Raw genomic sequence first — 18,519 nt, 5'->3', positions numbered from 1 at the left:
CACAGGATAATTGATACCCAAGCACCGCACAAAAAAGGTAAGACGGGCAAGGAGTTATACACAATTAGAGATAAAAAATGAAATATTATAGAGATCTAACAGAATTCGAGAGCCTACGCAAAGCCTTTAATAAGGCAAAACTTGGTAACAGGGAAAAAGAAAGCGTAGCCAGATTCGAAAATAACCAGATAGAAGCTATTTTATACTTACAATATCTTTTAAGGACGGGCAAGTACAAAACTTCGGAATACTACGAATTTTACGTCTACGAACCCAAGAAAAGGCTTGTAAAAACAAATAGTTTTAAAGATAAGGTAGCACAGCAAGCGCTATGCGAAGAAGTAGTAAGACCTATCCTAAAAAATGTATTAATCAAAGATAATTACGCTTCGCAGCCGAAGAAAGGAACGCACTTTGGACTAGAGAGATTACAAGGCTTTTTAAGAAATTACTATTTTTCGAGAAAAGCAAAAATGGAAAAAGAGCGAAGAAGCGAAGGGAAAAGGCCAAGCGAAGAGGATATAAAAAGCTATTCGACAGGCTATGTTTTAAAATGCGATATAAAAAAGTATTTTTACAACATACAGCATAAAGAATTAAAAAGAATGGTAAGAAGGTATTTTCACGAGCAAAACGTCAGATGGTTAATAAACCATATTATAGATTCAGACGTGGACCCGGGAATTCCTATAGGAAATCAGCTTTCACAATGGCTAGCCCTATTATTTTTGAACGATATGGACCATCTTATAAAAGAACGCTTAGGAATAAAATATTATGGCAGATATATGGACGACTTCTACTTGATCCATGAAGACAAAGACTACTTAAAGTATTGCTTAGGAGAAATAGAAGAGTATCTAAAAGGAATTGGACTAGAACTTAATCAAAAGACACAAATTTTCCCGCTTCGTCACGGTATAGATTTTCTAGGATTTCACACCTACTTAACAGAAAGCGGCAAAGTAGTTCGAAAGTTAAGGCGTGGTAGCAAAAATCGAATGAAAAAGAAAATCCGTAAGTATGCAAGTATGCTTGAAAAAGGAGAAATTACACCAGATGAAGTGGAAAAGTCTTACAAATCATGGAAGGCGCACGCTTCGCACGGCGACTGTTACTACCTAATAAAGAAAATGGACCAATACTACAATCAAAAAATCGTAAAGGAGAAATTAAATGGCGCAAAAATTAAGTAATTTGCCGGTGGGAGCAAAGGTCAAAGATAATCTTTCCAAATACAATGGAAAGCCTATAATTTGGAAGATTGCAGACAAAAATCACAGCGGCTACCCTTCAAATTCGGTAACTTTAATTACTGATAGAATAATTTCTTTTAAAGCCTTTGACGCCCAAGAGTCAAAGAATAGTAATAGCGATAGAAGAGATTACGGAAATAACTATTATAAATATTCAAACTTGCTTCAATGGCTAAATAGTGATAAAAACTCTTGGTACACAGCCCAACACGGAGCCGACGCTCCGCCATCAAGCGGTAATGTTTGGGACAGACAAAATCCATACGATACTGAGCCAGGATTTTTATATAACTTTTCAGCAAATTTCAAAGAAGCTATGCTGGAAACTAGCCTAAAAACCGTTAGGCACAGCCTAGATGGCGGAGGAAGCGAAAGCGTAGTTAGCAAAATGTTTTTGGCTTCAAGCACAGAAGTTGGCCTAGCTAACGAAGGCGGAACAGCAGAAGGCAGCAAATTTCCGATATTTGATAGCGACGCAAGCAGAAAAGCATACCCAACCCAAGAAGCAGTAAGCAAAAGCACCTATAAAACTAGCGGGTTAAATTCTTCTAGTTCTTGGTATTGGTGGCTTAGAACCCCTTATATGTCCCATTCGTACAGCGTCCGCTATGTCAGCAGCGATGGTTCCTTGAACTGGAGCCGCGCGCGCGATGGCAACGGCGGCGTTCGCCCGCTTTGCAATCTACAATCCGGAATCTTGGTATCTAACAATACAGATTCGGACGGAGCATACACCATAGAGTGGAATCAACCCCCTACAACACCAACAGGAATTACAGTACCAACAAAGGTGCAAGCAGGAAAAACAGTAGAAATTACTTGGGGCAGTTCGACCGACCCAGAAGGTAATTCGGTAGGATATACACTTGAAAGAAAAGTAGACGAAAGAAGCTACGACAGGATATACAAAGGAATCAACAGAAGCTACCAAGATACAATCACTAAAGGGTGGCAAAAAGTAAGCTATAGGGTCAAAGCCTACGACAATTACGGCTTGGAATCCGGATACGCTACTTCCAACGAAAGAATGGTAAACAATAACGAAGACCCGGTTATAAATTCAAATTCAAGCAGCAGCCTTGGAACAAAAGCCGGAGCCTTTAGCCTTGCTTATAGTGTTACCGACCCGGACGCAGGGCAAAGCCTAAACGTCAAAGAATATCTTAACGGGGTAGAAAAAAGAAGCTTTACCGCAACTTCCGGAACTAACTATAATTTTAATATTTCAAGTGCAGAATGGCTAGAAATACTAAACGGAGAACAAACTATAAAAATTATAGCTACTGATAGTGAAGGCGGACAAAGTGAAAAAGAATTCAAATTCTCAAAGAATGAAACCGAAATTCTTTTCGAGTTAAAAAACCCGCTAGATTCCGACGCAATGGTAACAAAAGCTTTGCTAACACTTATAGGAAAACTTCCAAGTGGAGCAGTAAGCAAAATTGAAATTTGCAACAATGGATACGACAAAAACCCTACTTGGGAAGATGTAACCTTGAAAGTAGAAAAAGGTTCTAAAATCTTTTTATCAAATAAAACAAAAACAGCTAGCAAGTGGGGCGTAAATATCCGCGTATCAGTCAAAAGAAACGGAGCCGAAGGCGAGTGCTACATTTCTTCTACTGGCGGTAACTTTGAGTAGAAAGGGGGCCTAGCATGGCAGTAACACACAGGAAAGATTCGATAATCGAAATCAAGAAAGAAAAGGCCGAAAAACAGAAAGGCTTTATGGCAGTTGGAAAACAAATTGCCAAGATTACCGTAGACGCGAACGAAAAAGAAAAAATCATAGAAACTTTAGGCAAGCAATTTGCAATGCAAATGCTAGAAATTAGTAGACTAAAAAAAGAAATTGCAGAATTAAAAGGGGGTAAATAATGGACTTTTTAAAATTGGCTTGGGAATATCAATGGATCACACTAGAAGAATTAAAAACTCTAGTAATAACAAAGGCTACACCTTGGGGAGATATTACCCCGGAAGAATTCAAAATAATTACTGGCAAAGAATTCGAACAGTAAGGCGGCCGCTATGAACGAAGCGAACTTAATAATTGGCTTGGTTGCTACCGTGATAGGTATAATTTCAACGGTAATTGCATACCAAAAAGGACTAAAAACGGAGTCAAAAAAAGATGGCGAAGAGTCGGCAACAATTAGTCAGCAAATATCACATTTAAGCGAAGCGATAAACGAGATCAAGTCGACTACAAAGGAAACTAATCAGTCTATTAGCAAGTATGCCGAAAGAATTATAAAACTTGAAGCGCAACAATTAAGCACAGAAAAAAGGATAGACAGCATAATGAATTTAATTAATGAAAGGGGCAATCAAGTTGTATAAATTAGCAATTACATTTTTGCTAGGTGCAGCAAGCTTCTTTTTAGTAACTTTTTGTCTTAAAAAAATCTTAGAAAGCAAAAAGAAAAAGGGAAATAAAGGCGGAAGAAAGCCAGAATTTAAAAAGATAGTGGTTGCTTCCGTCTTAACCACCTATTTTTTAGGGGTAGGATTTGGGGCCTATATAGTTTTTAAGTACGACTATAGCCAGTTGGCCCCTTGGCTTACCTTTATAGGCGCACCAACTACGGGCGCTATACTTTCTTATTGCTATGTAATTAGGACAGAAAATGCTATAAAATTGAAGCAGCTTTACCCAGAAGAAACAGAAGGTTATACAGTAGACGTAAACAATACTAGCGTATAGGGGGCAAGATGAATAATAAAGAATTCATAGCTAAAATAGGGCCACTAGCAAAGGTGGAAGAAGAAAGAAGCGGAGTATTAGCAAGCCTAACTATAGCCCAGGCTATACTAGAAAGCGGTTGGGGCAAATCCGGACTAACCGTAAAAGGCAACGCACTTTTTGGAATTAAGGCCGGCAGCAACTGGCACGGAAAAGTTTATAACACTAAAACCCAGGAGTGCTTCGACGGAAGGAATTTCGAAACCATAACCGCAGGATTTAGGGCCTATAATTCTTGGGCAGAATCAATCAAAGATCATAGCGAACTACTAACCGGACTTAGCAGGTATAAAAAAGTAGTGGGCGAAAAAGACTACAAAAAAGCTTGTAGAGAAATTCAAGCCGCAGGATACGCGACCGACCCTAACTATGCAAATAAGCTAATACAAATTATAGAAGAAAACAATCTTAACCAATGGAACGCGGCTACAAGTGCTGCGGGAATAGGAGTAAGCGGGAAAATGAATGTAAATGATTTTATAAAAAAGCTATATAATGTAAAAAATAACTATAGGACAATTTACGCTTGGGGTTGCTTCGGCGGAATAATGACAAATTCTATGGTAGAAAATAAAGCCAAGCAATACCCATATATGTATGACGCAGCCACAAAAGCAGCAATGAAGAGAGCAGGCAACCAAGGAGCCTTCGGCTTTGATTGCGTCAACCTAATCAAAGGTATTCTTTGGGGTTGGAATGGCAACAGAAATGCCACTTGGGGCGGTGCAATCTACGCAAGCAATGGCGTTCCGGATATTTCAGCGGACGGAATGATAAATAAGTGTATAGGAGTATCCTCAAACTTTAATAACATACAGCCAGGCGAAGCGGTATGGCTTCCGGGCCATATAGGCGTATATGTAGGAAATGGAAGGGTTATAGAGTGTACCCCAAAATGGACTAACGGAGTGCAAGAAACCGCGCTTTTAAACCACGGACCTATAGCAGGCCTTAACGGCAGGCGTTGGAGTAGACACGGAAAAATTCCTTACATCAACTACAATGTAGGATACCAACCACAAAGACCAAGCCAAGGCAGCAAGAAAACTAACACAGAAGTAGCAAAAGAGGTGCTAGCCGGAGCTTGGGGCAACGGCAACGAAAGAAAATCTAACCTAGAAGCGGCAGGCTATAACTACCAGCAAGTACAAACCGAGGTAAACAGGCTTTTAAGCGGAGCAAAACAGCCCGAACCTAGAAAACCAGTATCAGAAATAGCAAAAGAAGTGTTAGAAGGCAAGTGGGGAAATGGATCCACACGAAAAAGCAAACTTGAAGCCGCAGGATACAATTATAACCAGGTGCAAGCCGAAGTAAACAGGCAATTAAGAAAGCCTATAAAGTCAGTAACCGAGGTAGCAAAAGAGGTTATAGCCGGAAAATGGGGTAATGGCAGCGAAAGAAAAAGAAAACTTCAAGCAGCCGGATACAACTATAACCAGGTACAAGCCGAAGTAAACAAATTAGTATAAGGAGAAATAAGAATGGAAAATACATTAAATACAGCACTTACAGCCTTAATAATAGCAGTAGTACCAATACTAGCTACTTTTTTAGCTAATGTTTTAAATTATCAAGCCCAGAAGCTAAAAGAAGAAAACAAAGGGACAAAGCAAGAGCAGCTAAATAAATATATAGATCTTGCTACAAAAACAATAATTGACGTAGTAAAAGCCGGAGCGCAAAAAACAGTAGACGCACTTAAAAAGAATGGTGAATTTACAAAAGAAAGGCAAGAAGAAGTTTTCAACGAAGCCAAAAAAGAAATAATAAAAATACTTTCAGAAGATACGAAAAAAGCGCTTGAAGAAGCTTACGGCGACGTGAACGCATGGCTAGAAAATACAATCGAAGCCGAAGTAAAAAATTTAAAATTATCCAAATAGATATACTCACTTTACACTAAAAAGGGGCTTAGCGGCTAAACGCTAGGCCTTTTTTTAGTGCTTAAAAAATTTTAAAAAGTTTTTCAAAAAAAGCTTGACAAAATTATACGCTTAGCGTATAATTTAAGTAGAAAGTAAGAAATACTTTAAAAAATAATTACAAGGAGAATTTAAAAATGTTACAAGTAAAAGATTTAATTAACGACATCACATACGCACAAGGCGAGAATGAAGAGGAAATAGTTAAAAGTTGGAATGAAAACTTAAAAGAAAAATTTGATTGGATAGAAGATGAAGAGCTTTTAGAGGAAATCGCCGAAGAAATCCATGATTTAGAAGGTATTAAAGATATGCTTAACACAATTAACGAAGCGTTTGATAGCCAGTTTATAGACGCCATAGATAATAATAAAGCGCTTAAATGGTCACACATGACTAATACTTTAGTTGATAAAAAATATTATCAATAAAAGTCGATAGGAATATAAGAAAAGTTGGGGAAATACTTTTAAAAAATAATTACAAGGAGAATTTAAAATGACAAACGAACTAAAAGCTTATGAAGACAGATACGACTACACAGTAAGAGGACAAGAATTCCAAAAAGGATTCGAGGATCTAATTATCGAATTATCACTAACCGCAGAAACAAGCTACACAATTTACGTCGACACAGAAAATAATGATATTGACGCAATGCCATCTTGCGATTACGGAAGCGTTAGCGACACTTACTACGGTATAAACAAAGCTATACTTGATTGGGAAATAGAAAGCGGACACTCAAGAATAAGCGACGCTTTCGAATCTAGCGAACTAGAGGATTTTGCAACAGAAGATGAAGTAAAAGAATTAAGAAGAAAATTCGAAGAAGAAAAAGACTACAGCGAAGATTGGTACGAAGATAAAAGAGATTTCTACAGAGATTATGCTACTGATTATGTAGAATTCCTACTAAATGCCGAAAACGAAAACATAGACAAAGGCGTAGAAGCTTACGCTAGAGATACAGTTGATTTCTACAAAGAACAATTTGACGAAAAATACTACGAACTACTAGAAGATTAATAAAAAATAAGCCGGGCTAATAAATAGCCTGGCTTTTATAAAAAAGAAAGCACAGGAGAATTGCTGCGCTTTCTAGGGAAATACTTCCGACTAGCGGAAATAATTACTTATACATGATACACTAAATTAAGATAAAATCAATCCATAGAAAGGCGGCCTAGATGGAAAAGCAATTAAAGACAAGCGAAGCCCAGGCGAGGGCGCGCGACAAGTGGGACAGCAAAAATAAACACAATAAGACAAAAAGAAGCTACAGAAGCGGCTGCAAAAACTATATACTAAAATACGCCGATATAGAAGAGCTAGAAGAGGTTAAAAGTTGGATAGAAAAAGCCGAAGAAAACATGGAAAATAGCGAGGGTTAAGGCCCTTGCTATTTATATGTAGTTATTAATTTATCCCTAATGCTCTTTTGCAGACCTACATTGACCCTGAAAAGGATCCTTATTTGTTCAAGATGGATATACTTAATTTCGTGACTGGAGACTTTGTTGCCAAAGACCTAGAAGCCTATGGTTATAGGGTTTTTAAGGGCAAGCTTTATTATCTGGATAAGGATAAGAAGGTCCAAGTTTTGGATGGTTTTAAATAAGTTTAGCTCAGATAGAAAAAGGCCTGCGAGTTCTCTTTAGGACTTGCAGCCTTTTTATTTTAAAATATTTTGCTTTTGTCTTTCTTGTTGGCGTAGCAAAGATTAGCTGACTTTGGTTTTTTTGCTAATATAAGCCAATTTTAAATTTGATTTTGATTTTATTTTTGTTTCAGATTCCATTTGGGAAAATTTTCGGATAAATTTTGCCAAGAAAAAAGGACCCTGGTGGGTCCTTTTTATTATAATTTTCCCTTATAAGGGTTTGGTTTGTCTCCGAATAGTAGTTTTTGGAAACAGTTGTTTTCTGGGTCTTCTTTCTTTAATTCTGGTTTGGCACACCAATATTTTCGGTTGGTTTCTTCTTCCATGAAGATTACTTCTCCCGGATAATCTAGGGATTTCACAGGATTTTTGGCTATTGTGTACATATTTATTACCCCATTTTTTACATTTTCATCATAGCCAAGTTCGTGGGATACACCTACTTGTTCAAGGTCGTGTAGGTTTGTACCTGGTAGGTAGACAATGTATTCTTGGCCTTTCATGGACTCGTCAAAATATATGGATGGGTAGTATACGTCATTAGTTTTGCTGCCTTCAATATTACCCTTTGTTGGGGTTTGGTATTTTATTTCTTCGAGAGTGAGGCTATAGGATTTGTCGTCTAATTTCCTAGGCTTGCCAAAACGGCCAGTGTATAGACAGGCTACTTTTTCGGGTCCGCCAGAGTAGGTGCATCCATCAAATGTTCCGTCTTTGTAGAAGTAGATAAAATCGCTTCTGTCGGTGATGTAGGCGACAAATTCCTTGTCTTCTAGCATGGAGAATATTTTTGAGTCTGAATTTTTTTCGTCTTTTGAGAGTTTTTCTTCGTCGGTTTTTTCTTTCTCCTTATCTATTTCAGCTTCTTTTTTATCTTTGCCTTCTTTTTTATCTTTGTCTTCTTTTTTATCTTTGCCTTCTTCTTTTTCTTGGCTTTGGACCTCTTGGACTGGTTTATTTTCAGTTTCTTTATTTTGGTCCTTATCAGCCTTACAAGCTGTGAAAACCAAGCATAGGGCAAGGATTACTAGTATTTTCTTTTTCATACGTCCTCCTTATTATTTTTTTATCACTATACTTGAGTATTTTATCGTGGGCAATTAGAAACTTTTGAATTTTGTAAAGCAAAAAGGGACCCTTGTGGGTCCTTTTGACTTTATTTTTCTTTTTTCTTTCCTAACACCACAAAGGCTATGATTGCTAATACTAGGACGATTCCCAAGTAGCCTACGCCTCTTATACCGGTTTTTACTTGGCTGGCTGGTTTGGTTACTGTGGTTGGGACGTCTTTTGATTTTTCATCTCCTGCGCCTAGTTGGTTGTCGCCCTTGGAGAGGGTCACTGTTTCTGGTAGGCTAGTTGCCGGATTTTGTGGTGTGGTGGTTGGTGGTGTGGTTTGTGGGGTTTGCCCTTGGACTTGGGTGGTACTTAGTTCGACTGATTTTTTTATTTCTTCAGCGTTGCCATAGAATGGCTTGATGAAATTTGTGTCGTCTAGTGGAAGGGTGTATTGGCCGTTGGCCTTAATTTCTTCGTCTGATATATAGTCGTCGTTGTTTGTGTTTATCTGATCAAGGAAGTCCCTTTGATTGGCTTTTAGATTTTTGTAGGCTTCTTTGATGCCTGGTCTTGTTGATTTGTAGAAGGCAGAATTTTCGTTTATTTTGCCGTCTATTTCATTGCCACTTGTCAAAAATGATGTTTTTACAAGTTTGGTTGCTTGATGGCTTAGGACTTTTTCATGATTGTCCTTGATTGTTTTTTCAAGTTTTTCAAAGAGGTCAGAAGTTTTTTTCTTATCTTCTTCGCTTATATCAATTTTTTCCTTGACTTTTTCGTCAATTTCTAGGATGTATTTGTAGATTTCTTCGAGGACAGGCTTGAAAGGTTTTTTGCCATTTTCATCTGCCTTTGTTAGGCTGTAGGAATTGACATTTGCCTCATAGAATAGGTAGAGGTTTTTGATGTCTGACTTATCAAGTGTGTTTAGGAACAAAAGCTTGCCATAAAGTATGTAGTCTTTTACTTCTTCCTTGACTGTGTCAATATCAACATCTAGGGTGACTTTTTCGCCTGAGTCATTGATTTTTTTTGTGAGGTCTTCTGTGACTTTTTCAAGGTCTTCCTTGCTTGCAGCTTTCTTATTTAAAATATCAATATAGCCCTTTTCGTCAACCTTTTCGATTTCCTTGGCTTCGAGAATTTTCATGTAAAGGTCATAGCGAGCCTTGAATTCTTCTTGGTAGCTAGGATCTTTTTCATAATCATTGACTTCTTCTCTAGACTCTTTGCTAGTTTTTTTTGTTTCTTCTATCTTGGAGCCACCGGTATCGCCTGTCAAAATTTCAAAAAGCGATGGGCCTCTCACTCCTTCATCCGCAAAAGCCTTAGTTCCAATGCCAAAGGTGAGGGCACATGCAAGGGCTGTTGCGAGTGTTTTCTTAAATTTATTCATAAATCATCCTTTAATCTTAATTTACTTATACTGTATTCATTATATTTATTTTTCCTACAAAATCAATATAAAAATCTTTTTTAACCCCTGGCAATTTTTTTAAAAATGGCAAGTGATTTTTAATAATAATCGCACGAGTTTTCATAAGTTTTACTTGGGCGAAGCTTTCTAGAAATTGGCATAAGTGAGTGAATTGAGATAAAATAAAATTAATTATATAAATGCCAATTGCAAAAAATTTTATTCCCCAAGGAGGGATTATGAAAAAAATATTACTAAGTTTAATGATCTTGGGCGCTGTTTTTACAGGATGTGGCAAGAAAGATATGCCAGATAAGGCTGATAACAAAGCGAAAACTGAAATAAAAACTGCAAGCCTATCTAATATGGCTAATGAAGATAGTTTCAAGTTTGTGGAAGGGGTTTTAAAAGAAAACCTTGGTGCTGACAATGATATGGCAGCGGCGAATGTTGACAAGTTTTTAGCTATGGTTAAGGATTACAATCAAAGCGTTGGAGAAAAAAACCTAATCGGGGACTTCAAAGAGGACTTAAAGCCTAGCTATGATTCTGGTGTTTTGATCGAAAATAGGCAAAAGGCAGAGAAAAAATTTCCAGATACTAATTGCAGGATTAATGCTTTCTTGCTTGCTATAGACAATATGAAGGAGCGAAAATCAGGTGCAGCTGATGATGAAATTCTCTTTATGGATGAGGAAAAAATCAAGGAAGGCAAGATTTTTGATAGGGACAATGAAGAGGCTTTCAAGAAATTTTTCTCAAGGGTGCCTACGGATGCTTCTAAGGAGCCAATAAAGCAGGGCAAGGTGATGGAAGACTACTTGGCAAATTGGTCTTTTCCTGCCAAGGCAGATTTGATTTCTGTGGTAATCCATGATAATTTGGACGGAAACTATTTGTTTATCGGCCACATTGGTGTGCTTGTAAAAATCGAAGGGGGCTATCTTTTTGTAGAAAAAATCTCCTTTGAAGAACCCTACCAGGCTATCAAATTCCCAGACAAAAAGGCTTGTTACGATTACTTAAAAGAAAAATTCAAAGATTATACTGACCCATCCACCTGTCCACCTTTTGTGATGGATAATGGTAAATATGTGGGCTAGGAAGATAGGAAAATGGAAATAAAAGTTGGAATAATACCAGAAAGAGACCAAGTCTTGGCTCTTTATGAAGACGCAGGATGGACTTCCTACACAGATGAGCCAGATCTTTTGATGAAGGCAATAGAAAATTCCCTAAAAGTGTGGACCCTATGGGACGGTGAAAAATTAATCGGACTTGCAAGGACAATAGGCGATGGGGCTACAATTTGCTACCTCCAAGACCTATTGATTTTAAAAGCCTACCAGGGCCAGTGCTTTGGTAGTTACTTATTAAAAGAAATCATGCAAGAAAATAAGCAAATCCGTCAATTTATTTTGTTGACCGAAGACAGTGAGAAAACTAAGGAATTTTATAAAAAATTAGGCCTAAGCGAAGTAGCAGACTATGATTGCAAGGCCTTCATGTGGTAAAATCAAGTGTATTGCGTCATTTTGAGACAGACCAAGATTTCTCAGTAGTCTCATGAATTAGGGATGAGGATTAACTTTTTTATATAATAAGTAGCATTAAACTTTGTAAGAAAGTCAGAATAACAAATCCCACCGCAAAGTACGAATTACAGACTCCCACCTCGAGGAGCAAGGCGACGAGAGGTCTCTATAGTTTTCCCTGAATAGGGTTCTCGCATGCATCGGGTTTTTTTATGGTTAATTATGAAGGATTAAGATAATAACGATGCAACTACGGAACCCTTGATATAGAGAACGATGGAGATCTCTCACTGCGTTCGAGATGGCAACTGTGAGTTTCTGATTGGTGTGCGAGTTTGTGATGGGTGTGTTAGTCTATATTGGTTTCTGAGTATTTATGTTGTTTTTCATATATAAATTACTCTCAGACTTTTGGAAACAGTACGAATTACGTCCTCCCACCTCGAGGAGCAAGGCGACGAGAGGTCTCTATAGTTCTTGCTGAATTGGGTTCTCGCATGCATCGGGAGTTTTAGGTATTTGATGAGTATAAAGATAATAACGATGCACATACGGAACCCTTGATGTAGAGAACGATGGAGATCTCTCACTGCGTTCGAGATGGGTGTGTGTTAGTTTATATTGGTTTCGGGGAATATATGTCATTGTTCATATGATATATGCTCTTAAACTTTGAAAAAAAGTAAGAATTACAGACTCCCACCTCGAGAAGCAAGGCGACGAGAGGTCTCTATAGTTTTCCCTGAATAGGGTTCTCGCATGCATCGGGTTTTTTTATGGTTAATTATGAAGGATTAAGATAATAACGATGCAACTACGGAACCCTTGATGTAGAGAACGATGGAGATCTCTCACTGCGTTCGTGATGGAGGTTTGAGTTGTTCTTTGATTTCAAAGGATTATTATGGTTAAAGATAATAATTGATAAGTCTGGGGTATTTATTATAAAATCATGGATGTGTGAATAAAAAATTTGAACCTAGTCTAGAATAGAAATAAAAAAGAGAGCTTTCACGAGCTCTCTTTTTGGTTTTAGCCTTGAAGACCGTCGGCTTGCCTTTGCATGTTTTCTACGACTATGTCGTGGATGTCGCCGAGGCTTGCTGCGTATTCTAGGACTTCCCATGGTTTGTTGGAGTGGAAGTGGATTTTGATTAAATCTTCATCTCCAACTGCAAGAAGGCTGTCACCTTCTAGGTTGTCTGAAATATAGTCGAAGATTTCGTCTTCGTCTAAGTCTGTGTCAGTTCTTGCGATTAGCATTTGGCAATCGAACTTGAATTCGATTTTTTCGCCTGGTTTAAAGTCGTGCATAATTAATTGTCCCCCTTTATTCAAAATAAATTATTATTAAATCTTAATACCTTGTAATTGCATTACATAAAAAATTATGACTATAAACAATTTTGCTTCGTTCAAAGGGGGAGCCCCAAGGGACCTTCCGGATGGTCCCTCATCGGGCTCCCCCTTAAACCCCCTCCCCGTTACACCCCGCAGCCGGCTCCTTAGCGGAGGGCAAAAAAGGGTGGCTTGCCTTTGGCAAGCTTTTTACTTACACGGTTTTTAGTTCAAGGGGGTCTCAAATTTTAAAAAAGCCTTACTTTAAAGTTAGTTATTATTTATTATTTGATAAACATTCTCATTTATATTATACCCTAGTTTCTCCTGATTAGATTCTTTTTTAGTTCTTCTTCTAGGTTTCTGATTTCGGCTTGGGCTTTTTGTCGGTTTTTGGCACCTTCGATTTGGATATTTCTTACTTCTTCAATAGTTGATATCAAGGCATCGTTGGTGTGTTTGATGGTTTCCACATCGACTATGCCACGTTCTGTTGCCTTGGCAGTTTCTATTGTGTTTTGCTTTAGGGTGTCAGCGTTTTTCTTTAAGAGATCATTGGTTAGGTCGGTGACCATTTGTTGGGTCCTGATGGCTTGGTCGGTGTGGTGCATGCCGAGGGCTAGGACCATTTGGTTTTTCCAAAGTGGGATGGTTGTGACTATGGTTGTCTGGATTTTTTCTGCCATAATGGAATTTGATGATTGGACCATCCTTATTTGTGGGGCCATCTGAATTGATACCATCCTTGTTAGGTCAAGATCGTGGAGTTTTTTCTCAAAACGGTTGGCCTGGGCCTTTAGATCGTTGACTTTTTGGGCGTCGAGGGGAAGGTTTGACTCTGCTGCAGCTCTTTCTAGGGCAGGTAGGTCATTTTTGTAGAGGTCATCTAATTTTCTCTTGCCTGCCTCTATATACATGGAAATTTCCTTGTAATATTCCTCGTTTAAGTCGTACATTTGATCTAACATGGAGATGTCTTTCATGAGGGTGATTTGGTGGTTCTCTAGGGCTCTGGCAACTTCATTGATGTTTTTTTCGGTGGACTGGTATTTGACCTTGAGGTTTTCAATTTTCCTGCCAGCCTTTTTGAAAAAGCCAAGGGGTCCCTTGCTCTCTTCTTCATCGTCCATGGTTTTGATGTCCATGACTACTGTGTCTAGGAGCTTTCCTATTTGGCCTAGGTCCTTGTCTTTTACAGCGTCTAGGGTTTTTTCGGAGAAGGTTGAAATCTTCTTTTGGGCACCTGACCCGTATTGGAGGATGATGTTGGTGTTGTCTAGGTCGATTTTTTTGGAAAATTCGTCTATCATCTTTTCCTCAGCTTCTGTAAAGACGATTTTATTTTCGATTTTTTCTGGTTCAGCCTTTAGGATTTGGTCGAGTTTTTCGTCGTTTTCTTCGATACCATCTAGTTTTAATTCAATATCACTCATTGTCTTTAAAATCTCCTTCCACTAGTCCTTCTTGTTTTAAAACAAGGTTAATTGTGTCAATATCAGTCTTTATGTCCATGGCCCTGTCAGATATGAGGTCGACTTTTATTTTGTCAAAGGCCTCGGTGATGGTTTTGATGGACCCTTCGATTTCTGCCATAGACTTCAAAATCTTGGCATCAGTGGTTTCTAACGCTTCAAATTCTTGGTAGGATTCAACGAGTTTGTATGAGGTTGGCATGTAAAAATCGTTGAATTTGTTTAGGGCAAGGGCCTTGTCCGGGTATTTTTCTAAAATACTTAGGATATCCTTGATGTTTTCAAAAAGTGGAGCCAGGTTAGACCTAAAGCTAGGTGAAGAAATCTTCTTAGCCTTTTCTTCCATATCCATTAGGATTTTTCCGCAATTGGTAAGAATATCGGAAGCTTTTTGGGTATCAAAGTCATCTGTAGGTCCTATTTGGTCTTTTTCGTAGGAAGGCACTCTGCCGAGGTTTTCCTTGTAAAGCTTGAAGGTTGGGATGTCGAGGATGAAAATCGAGTCATTTTCAACAATCCTTGCCTGTTTGAAATAGTTTTGCTTCATAAAATAAAGCAAATCTTTGATGGTTTCTTCCTCGGTTTGGGAAACTGCACTGGCCAAGTCTCTTATTGAGATAATGGTTGAGTTTCCAAGCTCACGCCTATATCTGGAATAATTTATGGCAAGCCTTTTGTAGTGGCTAGATAGCTTCCACATGAGGACTGGCGCGGCTACAGCACCTCCTAGACATAGGAGGCCGATCATTTTTGCTCCAAGGCCCCAATTTTCAATTGTGTCCATACCAATGGCAAAAAGGGTCGATCCTACAATGAAGGCCCCGATTTTTAAGAGGCTTGACTTGGATTTTTCCTTAGGTTTTTGCTCGCAAATATCAGGATTTTTTGCTGCTGGTAAATTTTTCTTATATCCCTTGGAAAAGCTTGATACAGCCTTATTTACAGAATTTTTTATAGTTTCCCCGATAGATTCAAAATCTATATCGTCAAAGTCAAAATTGATGTTAAAAGCATCTTTTTGACTAAATTTATCTTTTTTCTTCATCTTATCTCCTTGCAAAAGGTGATTTTCCTCTTGCTTAAATTATACTATAGGATAAAAAATTTTAAAATTCTTAATGTGAAAATTAATTATCTTTAAATTAGCTATTTTTTAAATCCTTAATTTCATCGAAGAGGTCTTTATTTTTTTCTATGTCAGCTCTTGCACCAAAAACAACCAAGTTATCAAGTTCCATGGCCTTTTTAAAAGATTCGCTAAGGGATTTTATGTCATCAAGGCTAGCAGACTTGATTTCAGCTAGGATGTCGTCTTCTTTTTTTGCAGAAGGAATCCTAAAGTAGGAGTAGTCGGCATCGCCCATTTGCTTTGGACTTCTTGGTCTTAAAATCGAACCCATAGAAGAAATTTTTTGGTTTTCAAAGTCCCTATCAGTCATTTTAAGGTCTTTGGCTATATCTCCAAGACTATTGAAGGCATCGATAGTTGAAGAAATATTTGGGTCCCTATAGGAATAGGTTGCAAGGAGCATAGACCTTGATATAAACATGCCTGCCCCGTAGGCACCACCCTGGGCTCTGATTAGGGAATAAAGGTAAGGGTTTGACATGATTGAGCCAGATAGGAGGAACTTGCCCTTGTAACCACCTTCAAAATCGTAGAAGTTAGCCGATTTTGAAACGTAGTTTACATTGGCATCAGTCATTATGGCTTCTTTCCTTGGCCTGCTTTCAAAAGCAAATTCCACATCATTTTCCCTCTCGTCAAGGCTATTAAATTCTGAATTTATCGCTGCTTTCATCAAGTCATAGTTTGCTTTTTTGCTTGTGATATTGATTGAAAGATCCTTGGTGAAAATCCTTTTATAAACATTTTCAAGTCGCACCCTTAGCTCTTTGAAATTACTTTCAGCAAGGGCGATATTTTCCTTGATGAAATCATAGTAGGCTATGCCTGAGAGGTTTTCTTGGATAAAGGCGTGCTTGTCGATGTGAGAGTTGGCCCTGTTGATGGCTATCATGTGGCCAGTATCATACATTTTTGACTCAAAGACAGCCTTTCTTATCCTCAAAAGCTCAAGAATCCTTGCCTGGTTTGCAAATAGGGAATTTGAGATGAAATCTTTTACAATCTTTGTTGCTTCCTTGGTGTAGGCAGGAAGGGTTTTGAAAGATACCTTAAAGGTCCTGTCGATTTCTTCTGGTCCTTTTTTGAAGGTCATAATTGAGAAATTAAGTGAGCCGAGCCTTTGCCAGATTAGGTCGTCAATTTCTGTATATTTCATAGTTTTTGTGTCAATGGAACCTAGAAGTTCGCCGAGAAGTTGGGCGTATTTGAAGTCATCAAGACTTAGGTGGCCCACATTAAAATACATATCTGTGTAGGTTAAGCCTGCTGTGGCAAGGTCGTTAAAGACGTATTCAAAGTTGTCGGTTTCTACCTCTCTTGGCACTGGTCTGGTCTGTGTTGGCACGTCTTCTATATCAAGTTTTGGAATCATCGCCTTTATTTCTTCGCTATCCTCACTGTCCTGGTAGGCCTTTAGCCTTGCCAAATCTTCTTTGATTTGGGCGAGTTTTTCTGGAGTCATTTCTTTGTTGATTATATCCAGGTATTTTTGGAAATCTTCCTCTTGATTTTTATTATAATCTACTGATGGTCTTGAAATATGGACAAGTTTAGTTGGATTATCTAGGTAAAATTTCTTTATAAAGTCCTCGTAATAGGTAGTGTCGATTAGGGATTTTAATTCTTTTAAATAATCAACCAACCTAAAAACTTCAAAAGGATCAGCATCAAAGGACATGGATAGGTAGTAGTTTAGGCCGGCATTTACAGAATTGAGATTTTCCCTTTGACCAAAATCGAAGAGAGAAAAGGCTGATTTGAGGGCTTCCTTGTTGATACCCTCGCTAGCATTTCTAAGGCCTCTTTCGATTATTCCTACAAAGTCATTCTTTTTGCTTGCATCAGTTTTTTGGGCCTGGATTATAAGGGCAGACCTGTTTCCGTAGGCATTTCTCGCATAAAAATATTCTGGTGCGAGTTTTTCTTGGATTTCAGTTCTGATTTTTGATGAATCCATGTTGAAAAGGGCATTTACTAGGATAGCAGCTGTGAGTGTTTCCTTGATATCAAGAGCAGAGTGGCTAAGCATGGCATAGGTCAAATAATCCTCGCCAGATTTTTCCTCACTTGCTGGATAGGTAGACTCAATTGGGTTTTCATAAATATTTTCTTTTACTTCTATGGCTAGGTTTAGGTCTTTGTAGTCGTACTTGGATAGATAGTCCTCGTCTAATTTCGCCAGGTAGGTATCAATGTCATCTATGTTTCCATAAAAATAAATATAGGCATTTGAAGGATGGTAGTGGTTTTTATAAAATTCTTTAAATTCATCATAGGTTAAATCTTTAATGACGCGTGGGTCGCCACCAGATTCGTATTGGTAAGGTGAATTTTTGTACAAATATGAATTTATATCATTATCTATAAGGCTTTCTGGATCTGAAAGGGCCCCCTTCATCTCGTTATATACAACGCCAGAAACTCCCACAACCTTATCGCCATCAAGGTCGTAGTGCCAACCTTCCTGGTCTAAGATTTCCTTTTTTTCTATAACAAGAGGTGCAAAAACAGCGTCGGTGTAGACGTCAACGAGGTTTTTAAAGTCCTTGTCATTTTCACTAGAAACAGGGAAAACAGTCTTGTCTGGATAGGTCATGGCATTCAAAAAAGTTTGCAAACTTGAAGAATCCATGGCCATGAAAGGGTCCTTGGATGGGAATTTTTCTGATCCATTAAGGACGGAGTGCTCCATGATGTGAGCCATGCCCTTTGAATTTGTTGGAGGAGTTTTAAAACCAATACCAAAGGTCTTGTTGGCATCGTCCTTTTTGGCAAAAACAATATTCGCTCTTGTTTTTATATGTCTATAGTGGAAGGCTTCAATCCCTATAGCAGGGAAATTTTCACTTTTGATTAGTTCGTAATTTTTATTCATAGTTCATCCTTTGTTTATTGTCGTTAAGGTAACTATACTCTTAAGCTGGGCAATTTTTAGCCCTAGGTGTAATTGGAAGAAAATGGGTAATAATAAATTATATA

Annotated in this window: 20 protein-coding genes; 14 read left to right on the top strand and 6 right to left on the bottom strand. The window is 38.1% G+C overall.

Annotation, left to right across the window (positions count from 1 at the left end; all coding sequences use genetic code 11):
• The first annotated feature begins 77 nt into the window (after nucleotides 1-77).
• The 12 genes from HMPREF0072_RS08020 (at nucleotide 78) to HMPREF0072_RS12610 (ending at nucleotide 7,548) form a co-directional block, all read left to right on the top strand.
• Nucleotides 78-1,196 carry an RNA-directed DNA polymerase gene (locus tag HMPREF0072_RS08020; RefSeq protein WP_004829058.1) on the top strand — a complete coding sequence of 373 codons (1,119 nt, stop codon included), beginning with the start codon at nucleotides 78-80 and terminating at the stop codon, nucleotides 1,194-1,196.
• Nucleotides 1,177-2,898, top strand: coding sequence for a DUF6273 domain-containing protein (locus tag HMPREF0072_RS08015; protein ID WP_004829056.1), 1,722 nt, complete (start codon nucleotides 1,177-1,179; stop codon nucleotides 2,896-2,898). The genes HMPREF0072_RS08020 and HMPREF0072_RS08015 overlap by 20 nt, the downstream gene beginning before the upstream one ends.
• A 14-nt stretch (nucleotides 2,899-2,912) precedes the next feature.
• Nucleotides 2,913-3,134 carry a hypothetical protein gene (locus HMPREF0072_RS08010; RefSeq protein WP_004829054.1) on the top strand — a complete coding sequence of 74 codons (222 nt, stop codon included), beginning with the start codon at nucleotides 2,913-2,915 and terminating at the stop codon, nucleotides 3,132-3,134.
• The gene (locus HMPREF0072_RS11380; protein ID WP_004829052.1) at nucleotides 3,134-3,277 is read left to right on the top strand and encodes an XkdX family protein; all 144 of its coding nucleotides are present in this window, start codon (nucleotides 3,134-3,136) and stop codon (nucleotides 3,275-3,277) included. Before HMPREF0072_RS08010 ends, HMPREF0072_RS11380 begins: the two co-directional genes overlap by 1 nt.
• Before the next feature lie 10 nt (nucleotides 3,278-3,287).
• Nucleotides 3,288-3,599 (top strand): hypothetical protein, encoded by a 312-nt coding sequence (locus HMPREF0072_RS08005; RefSeq protein ID WP_004829050.1) that lies wholly within the window; start codon nucleotides 3,288-3,290, stop codon nucleotides 3,597-3,599.
• Nucleotides 3,592-3,963, top strand: coding sequence for a hypothetical protein (locus tag HMPREF0072_RS08000; RefSeq protein WP_039931287.1), 372 nt, complete (start codon nucleotides 3,592-3,594; stop codon nucleotides 3,961-3,963). The genes HMPREF0072_RS08005 and HMPREF0072_RS08000 overlap by 8 nt, the downstream gene beginning before the upstream one ends.
• Before the next feature lie 8 nt (nucleotides 3,964-3,971).
• Nucleotides 3,972-5,474 carry a mannosyl-glycoprotein endo-beta-N-acetylglucosaminidase gene (locus tag HMPREF0072_RS12505; protein ID WP_004829046.1) on the top strand — a complete coding sequence of 501 codons (1,503 nt, stop codon included), beginning with the start codon at nucleotides 3,972-3,974 and terminating at the stop codon, nucleotides 5,472-5,474.
• Nucleotides 5,475-5,486: 12 nt separating this feature from the next.
• Nucleotides 5,487-5,888: a hypothetical protein gene (locus tag HMPREF0072_RS07985; RefSeq protein WP_004829045.1), complete on the top strand. Its 402-nt coding sequence runs from the start codon at nucleotides 5,487-5,489 to the stop codon at nucleotides 5,886-5,888.
• A gap of 176 nt (nucleotides 5,889-6,064) precedes the next feature.
• Nucleotides 6,065-6,358, top strand: coding sequence for a hypothetical protein (locus HMPREF0072_RS07980; RefSeq protein WP_004829043.1), 294 nt, complete (start codon nucleotides 6,065-6,067; stop codon nucleotides 6,356-6,358).
• A 67-nt stretch (nucleotides 6,359-6,425) separates the two neighbouring features.
• Entirely contained in the window at nucleotides 6,426-6,956 is a 531-nt protein-coding gene (locus HMPREF0072_RS07975; protein WP_004829041.1) for a hypothetical protein, read from the top strand.
• Between the two features lie 161 nt (nucleotides 6,957-7,117).
• Complete coding sequence (locus HMPREF0072_RS07970; protein WP_004829040.1) at nucleotides 7,118-7,321, top strand: hypothetical protein; 204 nt, start codon at nucleotides 7,118-7,120, stop codon at nucleotides 7,319-7,321.
• 92 nt (nucleotides 7,322-7,413) lie between these two features.
• Entirely contained in the window at nucleotides 7,414-7,548 is a 135-nt protein-coding gene (locus HMPREF0072_RS12610; RefSeq protein ID WP_004829038.1) for a hypothetical protein, read from the top strand.
• 239 nt (nucleotides 7,549-7,787) lie between these two features.
• Here HMPREF0072_RS12610 and HMPREF0072_RS07965 read toward each other — a convergent pair whose 3' ends face one another.
• On the bottom strand, nucleotides 7,788-8,636 hold the full coding sequence (locus HMPREF0072_RS07965) for a hypothetical protein (protein ID WP_004829036.1): 849 nt from the start codon (nucleotides 8,634-8,636) through the stop codon (nucleotides 7,788-7,790).
• Between the two features lie 110 nt (nucleotides 8,637-8,746).
• Nucleotides 8,747-10,045 (bottom strand): hypothetical protein, encoded by a 1,299-nt coding sequence (locus HMPREF0072_RS07960; protein WP_004829033.1) that lies wholly within the window; start codon nucleotides 10,043-10,045, stop codon nucleotides 8,747-8,749.
• 260 nt (nucleotides 10,046-10,305) lie between these two features.
• Between HMPREF0072_RS07960 and HMPREF0072_RS07955 the strand changes: the two genes are divergently transcribed.
• Nucleotides 10,306-11,169: a DUF4300 family protein gene (locus HMPREF0072_RS07955; RefSeq protein WP_039931286.1), complete on the top strand. Its 864-nt coding sequence runs from the start codon at nucleotides 10,306-10,308 to the stop codon at nucleotides 11,167-11,169.
• A 12-nt stretch (nucleotides 11,170-11,181) separates the two neighbouring features.
• Entirely contained in the window at nucleotides 11,182-11,580 is a 399-nt protein-coding gene (locus tag HMPREF0072_RS07950; RefSeq protein WP_004829028.1) for a GNAT family N-acetyltransferase, read from the top strand.
• Between the two features lie 1,053 nt (nucleotides 11,581-12,633).
• Here the strand turns inward: HMPREF0072_RS07950 and HMPREF0072_RS07945 are convergent.
• The 4 genes from HMPREF0072_RS07945 to HMPREF0072_RS07930 form a co-directional block, all read right to left on the bottom strand.
• Nucleotides 12,634-12,915: a fatty acid kinase subunit FakA-related protein gene (locus tag HMPREF0072_RS07945; RefSeq protein WP_004829025.1), complete on the bottom strand. Its 282-nt coding sequence runs from the start codon at nucleotides 12,913-12,915 to the stop codon at nucleotides 12,634-12,636.
• Between the two features lie 341 nt (nucleotides 12,916-13,256).
• Complete coding sequence (locus tag HMPREF0072_RS07940; RefSeq protein ID WP_004829022.1) at nucleotides 13,257-14,372, bottom strand: toxic anion resistance protein; 1,116 nt, start codon at nucleotides 14,370-14,372, stop codon at nucleotides 13,257-13,259.
• On the bottom strand, nucleotides 14,365-15,456 hold the full coding sequence (locus tag HMPREF0072_RS07935; RefSeq protein ID WP_004829020.1) for a 5-bromo-4-chloroindolyl phosphate hydrolysis family protein: 1,092 nt from the start codon (nucleotides 15,454-15,456) through the stop codon (nucleotides 14,365-14,367). The genes HMPREF0072_RS07940 and HMPREF0072_RS07935 overlap by 8 nt, the downstream gene beginning before the upstream one ends.
• A 97-nt stretch (nucleotides 15,457-15,553) precedes the next feature.
• Nucleotides 15,554-18,415: an insulinase family protein gene (locus tag HMPREF0072_RS07930; protein ID WP_004829018.1), complete on the bottom strand. Its 2,862-nt coding sequence runs from the start codon at nucleotides 18,413-18,415 to the stop codon at nucleotides 15,554-15,556.
• Nucleotides 18,416-18,519 lie beyond the last annotated feature (104 nt).

It is taken from the genome of Anaerococcus lactolyticus ATCC 51172 (assembly GCF_000156575.1).
GTDB classification, from domain to species: Bacteria; Bacillota; Clostridia; order Tissierellales; family Peptoniphilaceae; genus Anaerococcus; species Anaerococcus lactolyticus.
Note: the sequence above shows the minus strand (reverse complement) of the source record. Positions and strands in the feature narration are given on the sequence as shown.

Coding starts and splice junctions, on each gene's coding strand:
- HMPREF0072_RS08020 (WP_004829058.1), top strand. CDS start 78: ATGAAATATTATAGAGATCTAACAGAATTCGAGAGCCTACGCAAAGCC.
- HMPREF0072_RS08015 (WP_004829056.1), top strand. CDS start 1,177: ATGGCGCAAAAATTAAGTAATTTGCCGGTGGGAGCAAAGGTCAAAGAT.
- HMPREF0072_RS08010 (WP_004829054.1), top strand. CDS start 2,913: ATGGCAGTAACACACAGGAAAGATTCGATAATCGAAATCAAGAAAGAA.
- HMPREF0072_RS11380 (WP_004829052.1), top strand. CDS start 3,134: ATGGACTTTTTAAAATTGGCTTGGGAATATCAATGGATCACACTAGAA.
- HMPREF0072_RS08005 (WP_004829050.1), top strand. CDS start 3,288: ATGAACGAAGCGAACTTAATAATTGGCTTGGTTGCTACCGTGATAGGT.
- HMPREF0072_RS12505 (WP_004829046.1), top strand. CDS start 3,972: ATGAATAATAAAGAATTCATAGCTAAAATAGGGCCACTAGCAAAGGTG.
- HMPREF0072_RS07985 (WP_004829045.1), top strand. CDS start 5,487: ATGGAAAATACATTAAATACAGCACTTACAGCCTTAATAATAGCAGTA.
- HMPREF0072_RS07980 (WP_004829043.1), top strand. CDS start 6,065: ATGTTACAAGTAAAAGATTTAATTAACGACATCACATACGCACAAGGC.
- HMPREF0072_RS07975 (WP_004829041.1), top strand. CDS start 6,426: ATGACAAACGAACTAAAAGCTTATGAAGACAGATACGACTACACAGTA.
- HMPREF0072_RS07970 (WP_004829040.1), top strand. CDS start 7,118: ATGGAAAAGCAATTAAAGACAAGCGAAGCCCAGGCGAGGGCGCGCGAC.
- HMPREF0072_RS12610 (WP_004829038.1), top strand. CDS start 7,414: ATGGATATACTTAATTTCGTGACTGGAGACTTTGTTGCCAAAGACCTA.
- HMPREF0072_RS07965 (WP_004829036.1), bottom strand. CDS start 8,636: ATGAAAAAGAAAATACTAGTAATCCTTGCCCTATGCTTGGTTTTCACA.
- HMPREF0072_RS07960 (WP_004829033.1), bottom strand. CDS start 10,045: ATGAATAAATTTAAGAAAACACTCGCAACAGCCCTTGCATGTGCCCTC.
- HMPREF0072_RS07955 (WP_039931286.1), top strand. CDS start 10,306: ATGAAAAAAATATTACTAAGTTTAATGATCTTGGGCGCTGTTTTTACA.
- HMPREF0072_RS07950 (WP_004829028.1), top strand. CDS start 11,182: ATGGAAATAAAAGTTGGAATAATACCAGAAAGAGACCAAGTCTTGGCT.
- HMPREF0072_RS07945 (WP_004829025.1), bottom strand. CDS start 12,915: ATGCACGACTTTAAACCAGGCGAAAAAATCGAATTCAAGTTCGATTGC.
- HMPREF0072_RS07940 (WP_004829022.1), bottom strand. CDS start 14,372: ATGAGTGATATTGAATTAAAACTAGATGGTATCGAAGAAAACGACGAA.
- HMPREF0072_RS07935 (WP_004829020.1), bottom strand. CDS start 15,456: ATGAAGAAAAAAGATAAATTTAGTCAAAAAGATGCTTTTAACATCAAT.
- HMPREF0072_RS07930 (WP_004829018.1), bottom strand. CDS start 18,415: ATGAATAAAAATTACGAACTAATCAAAAGTGAAAATTTCCCTGCTATA.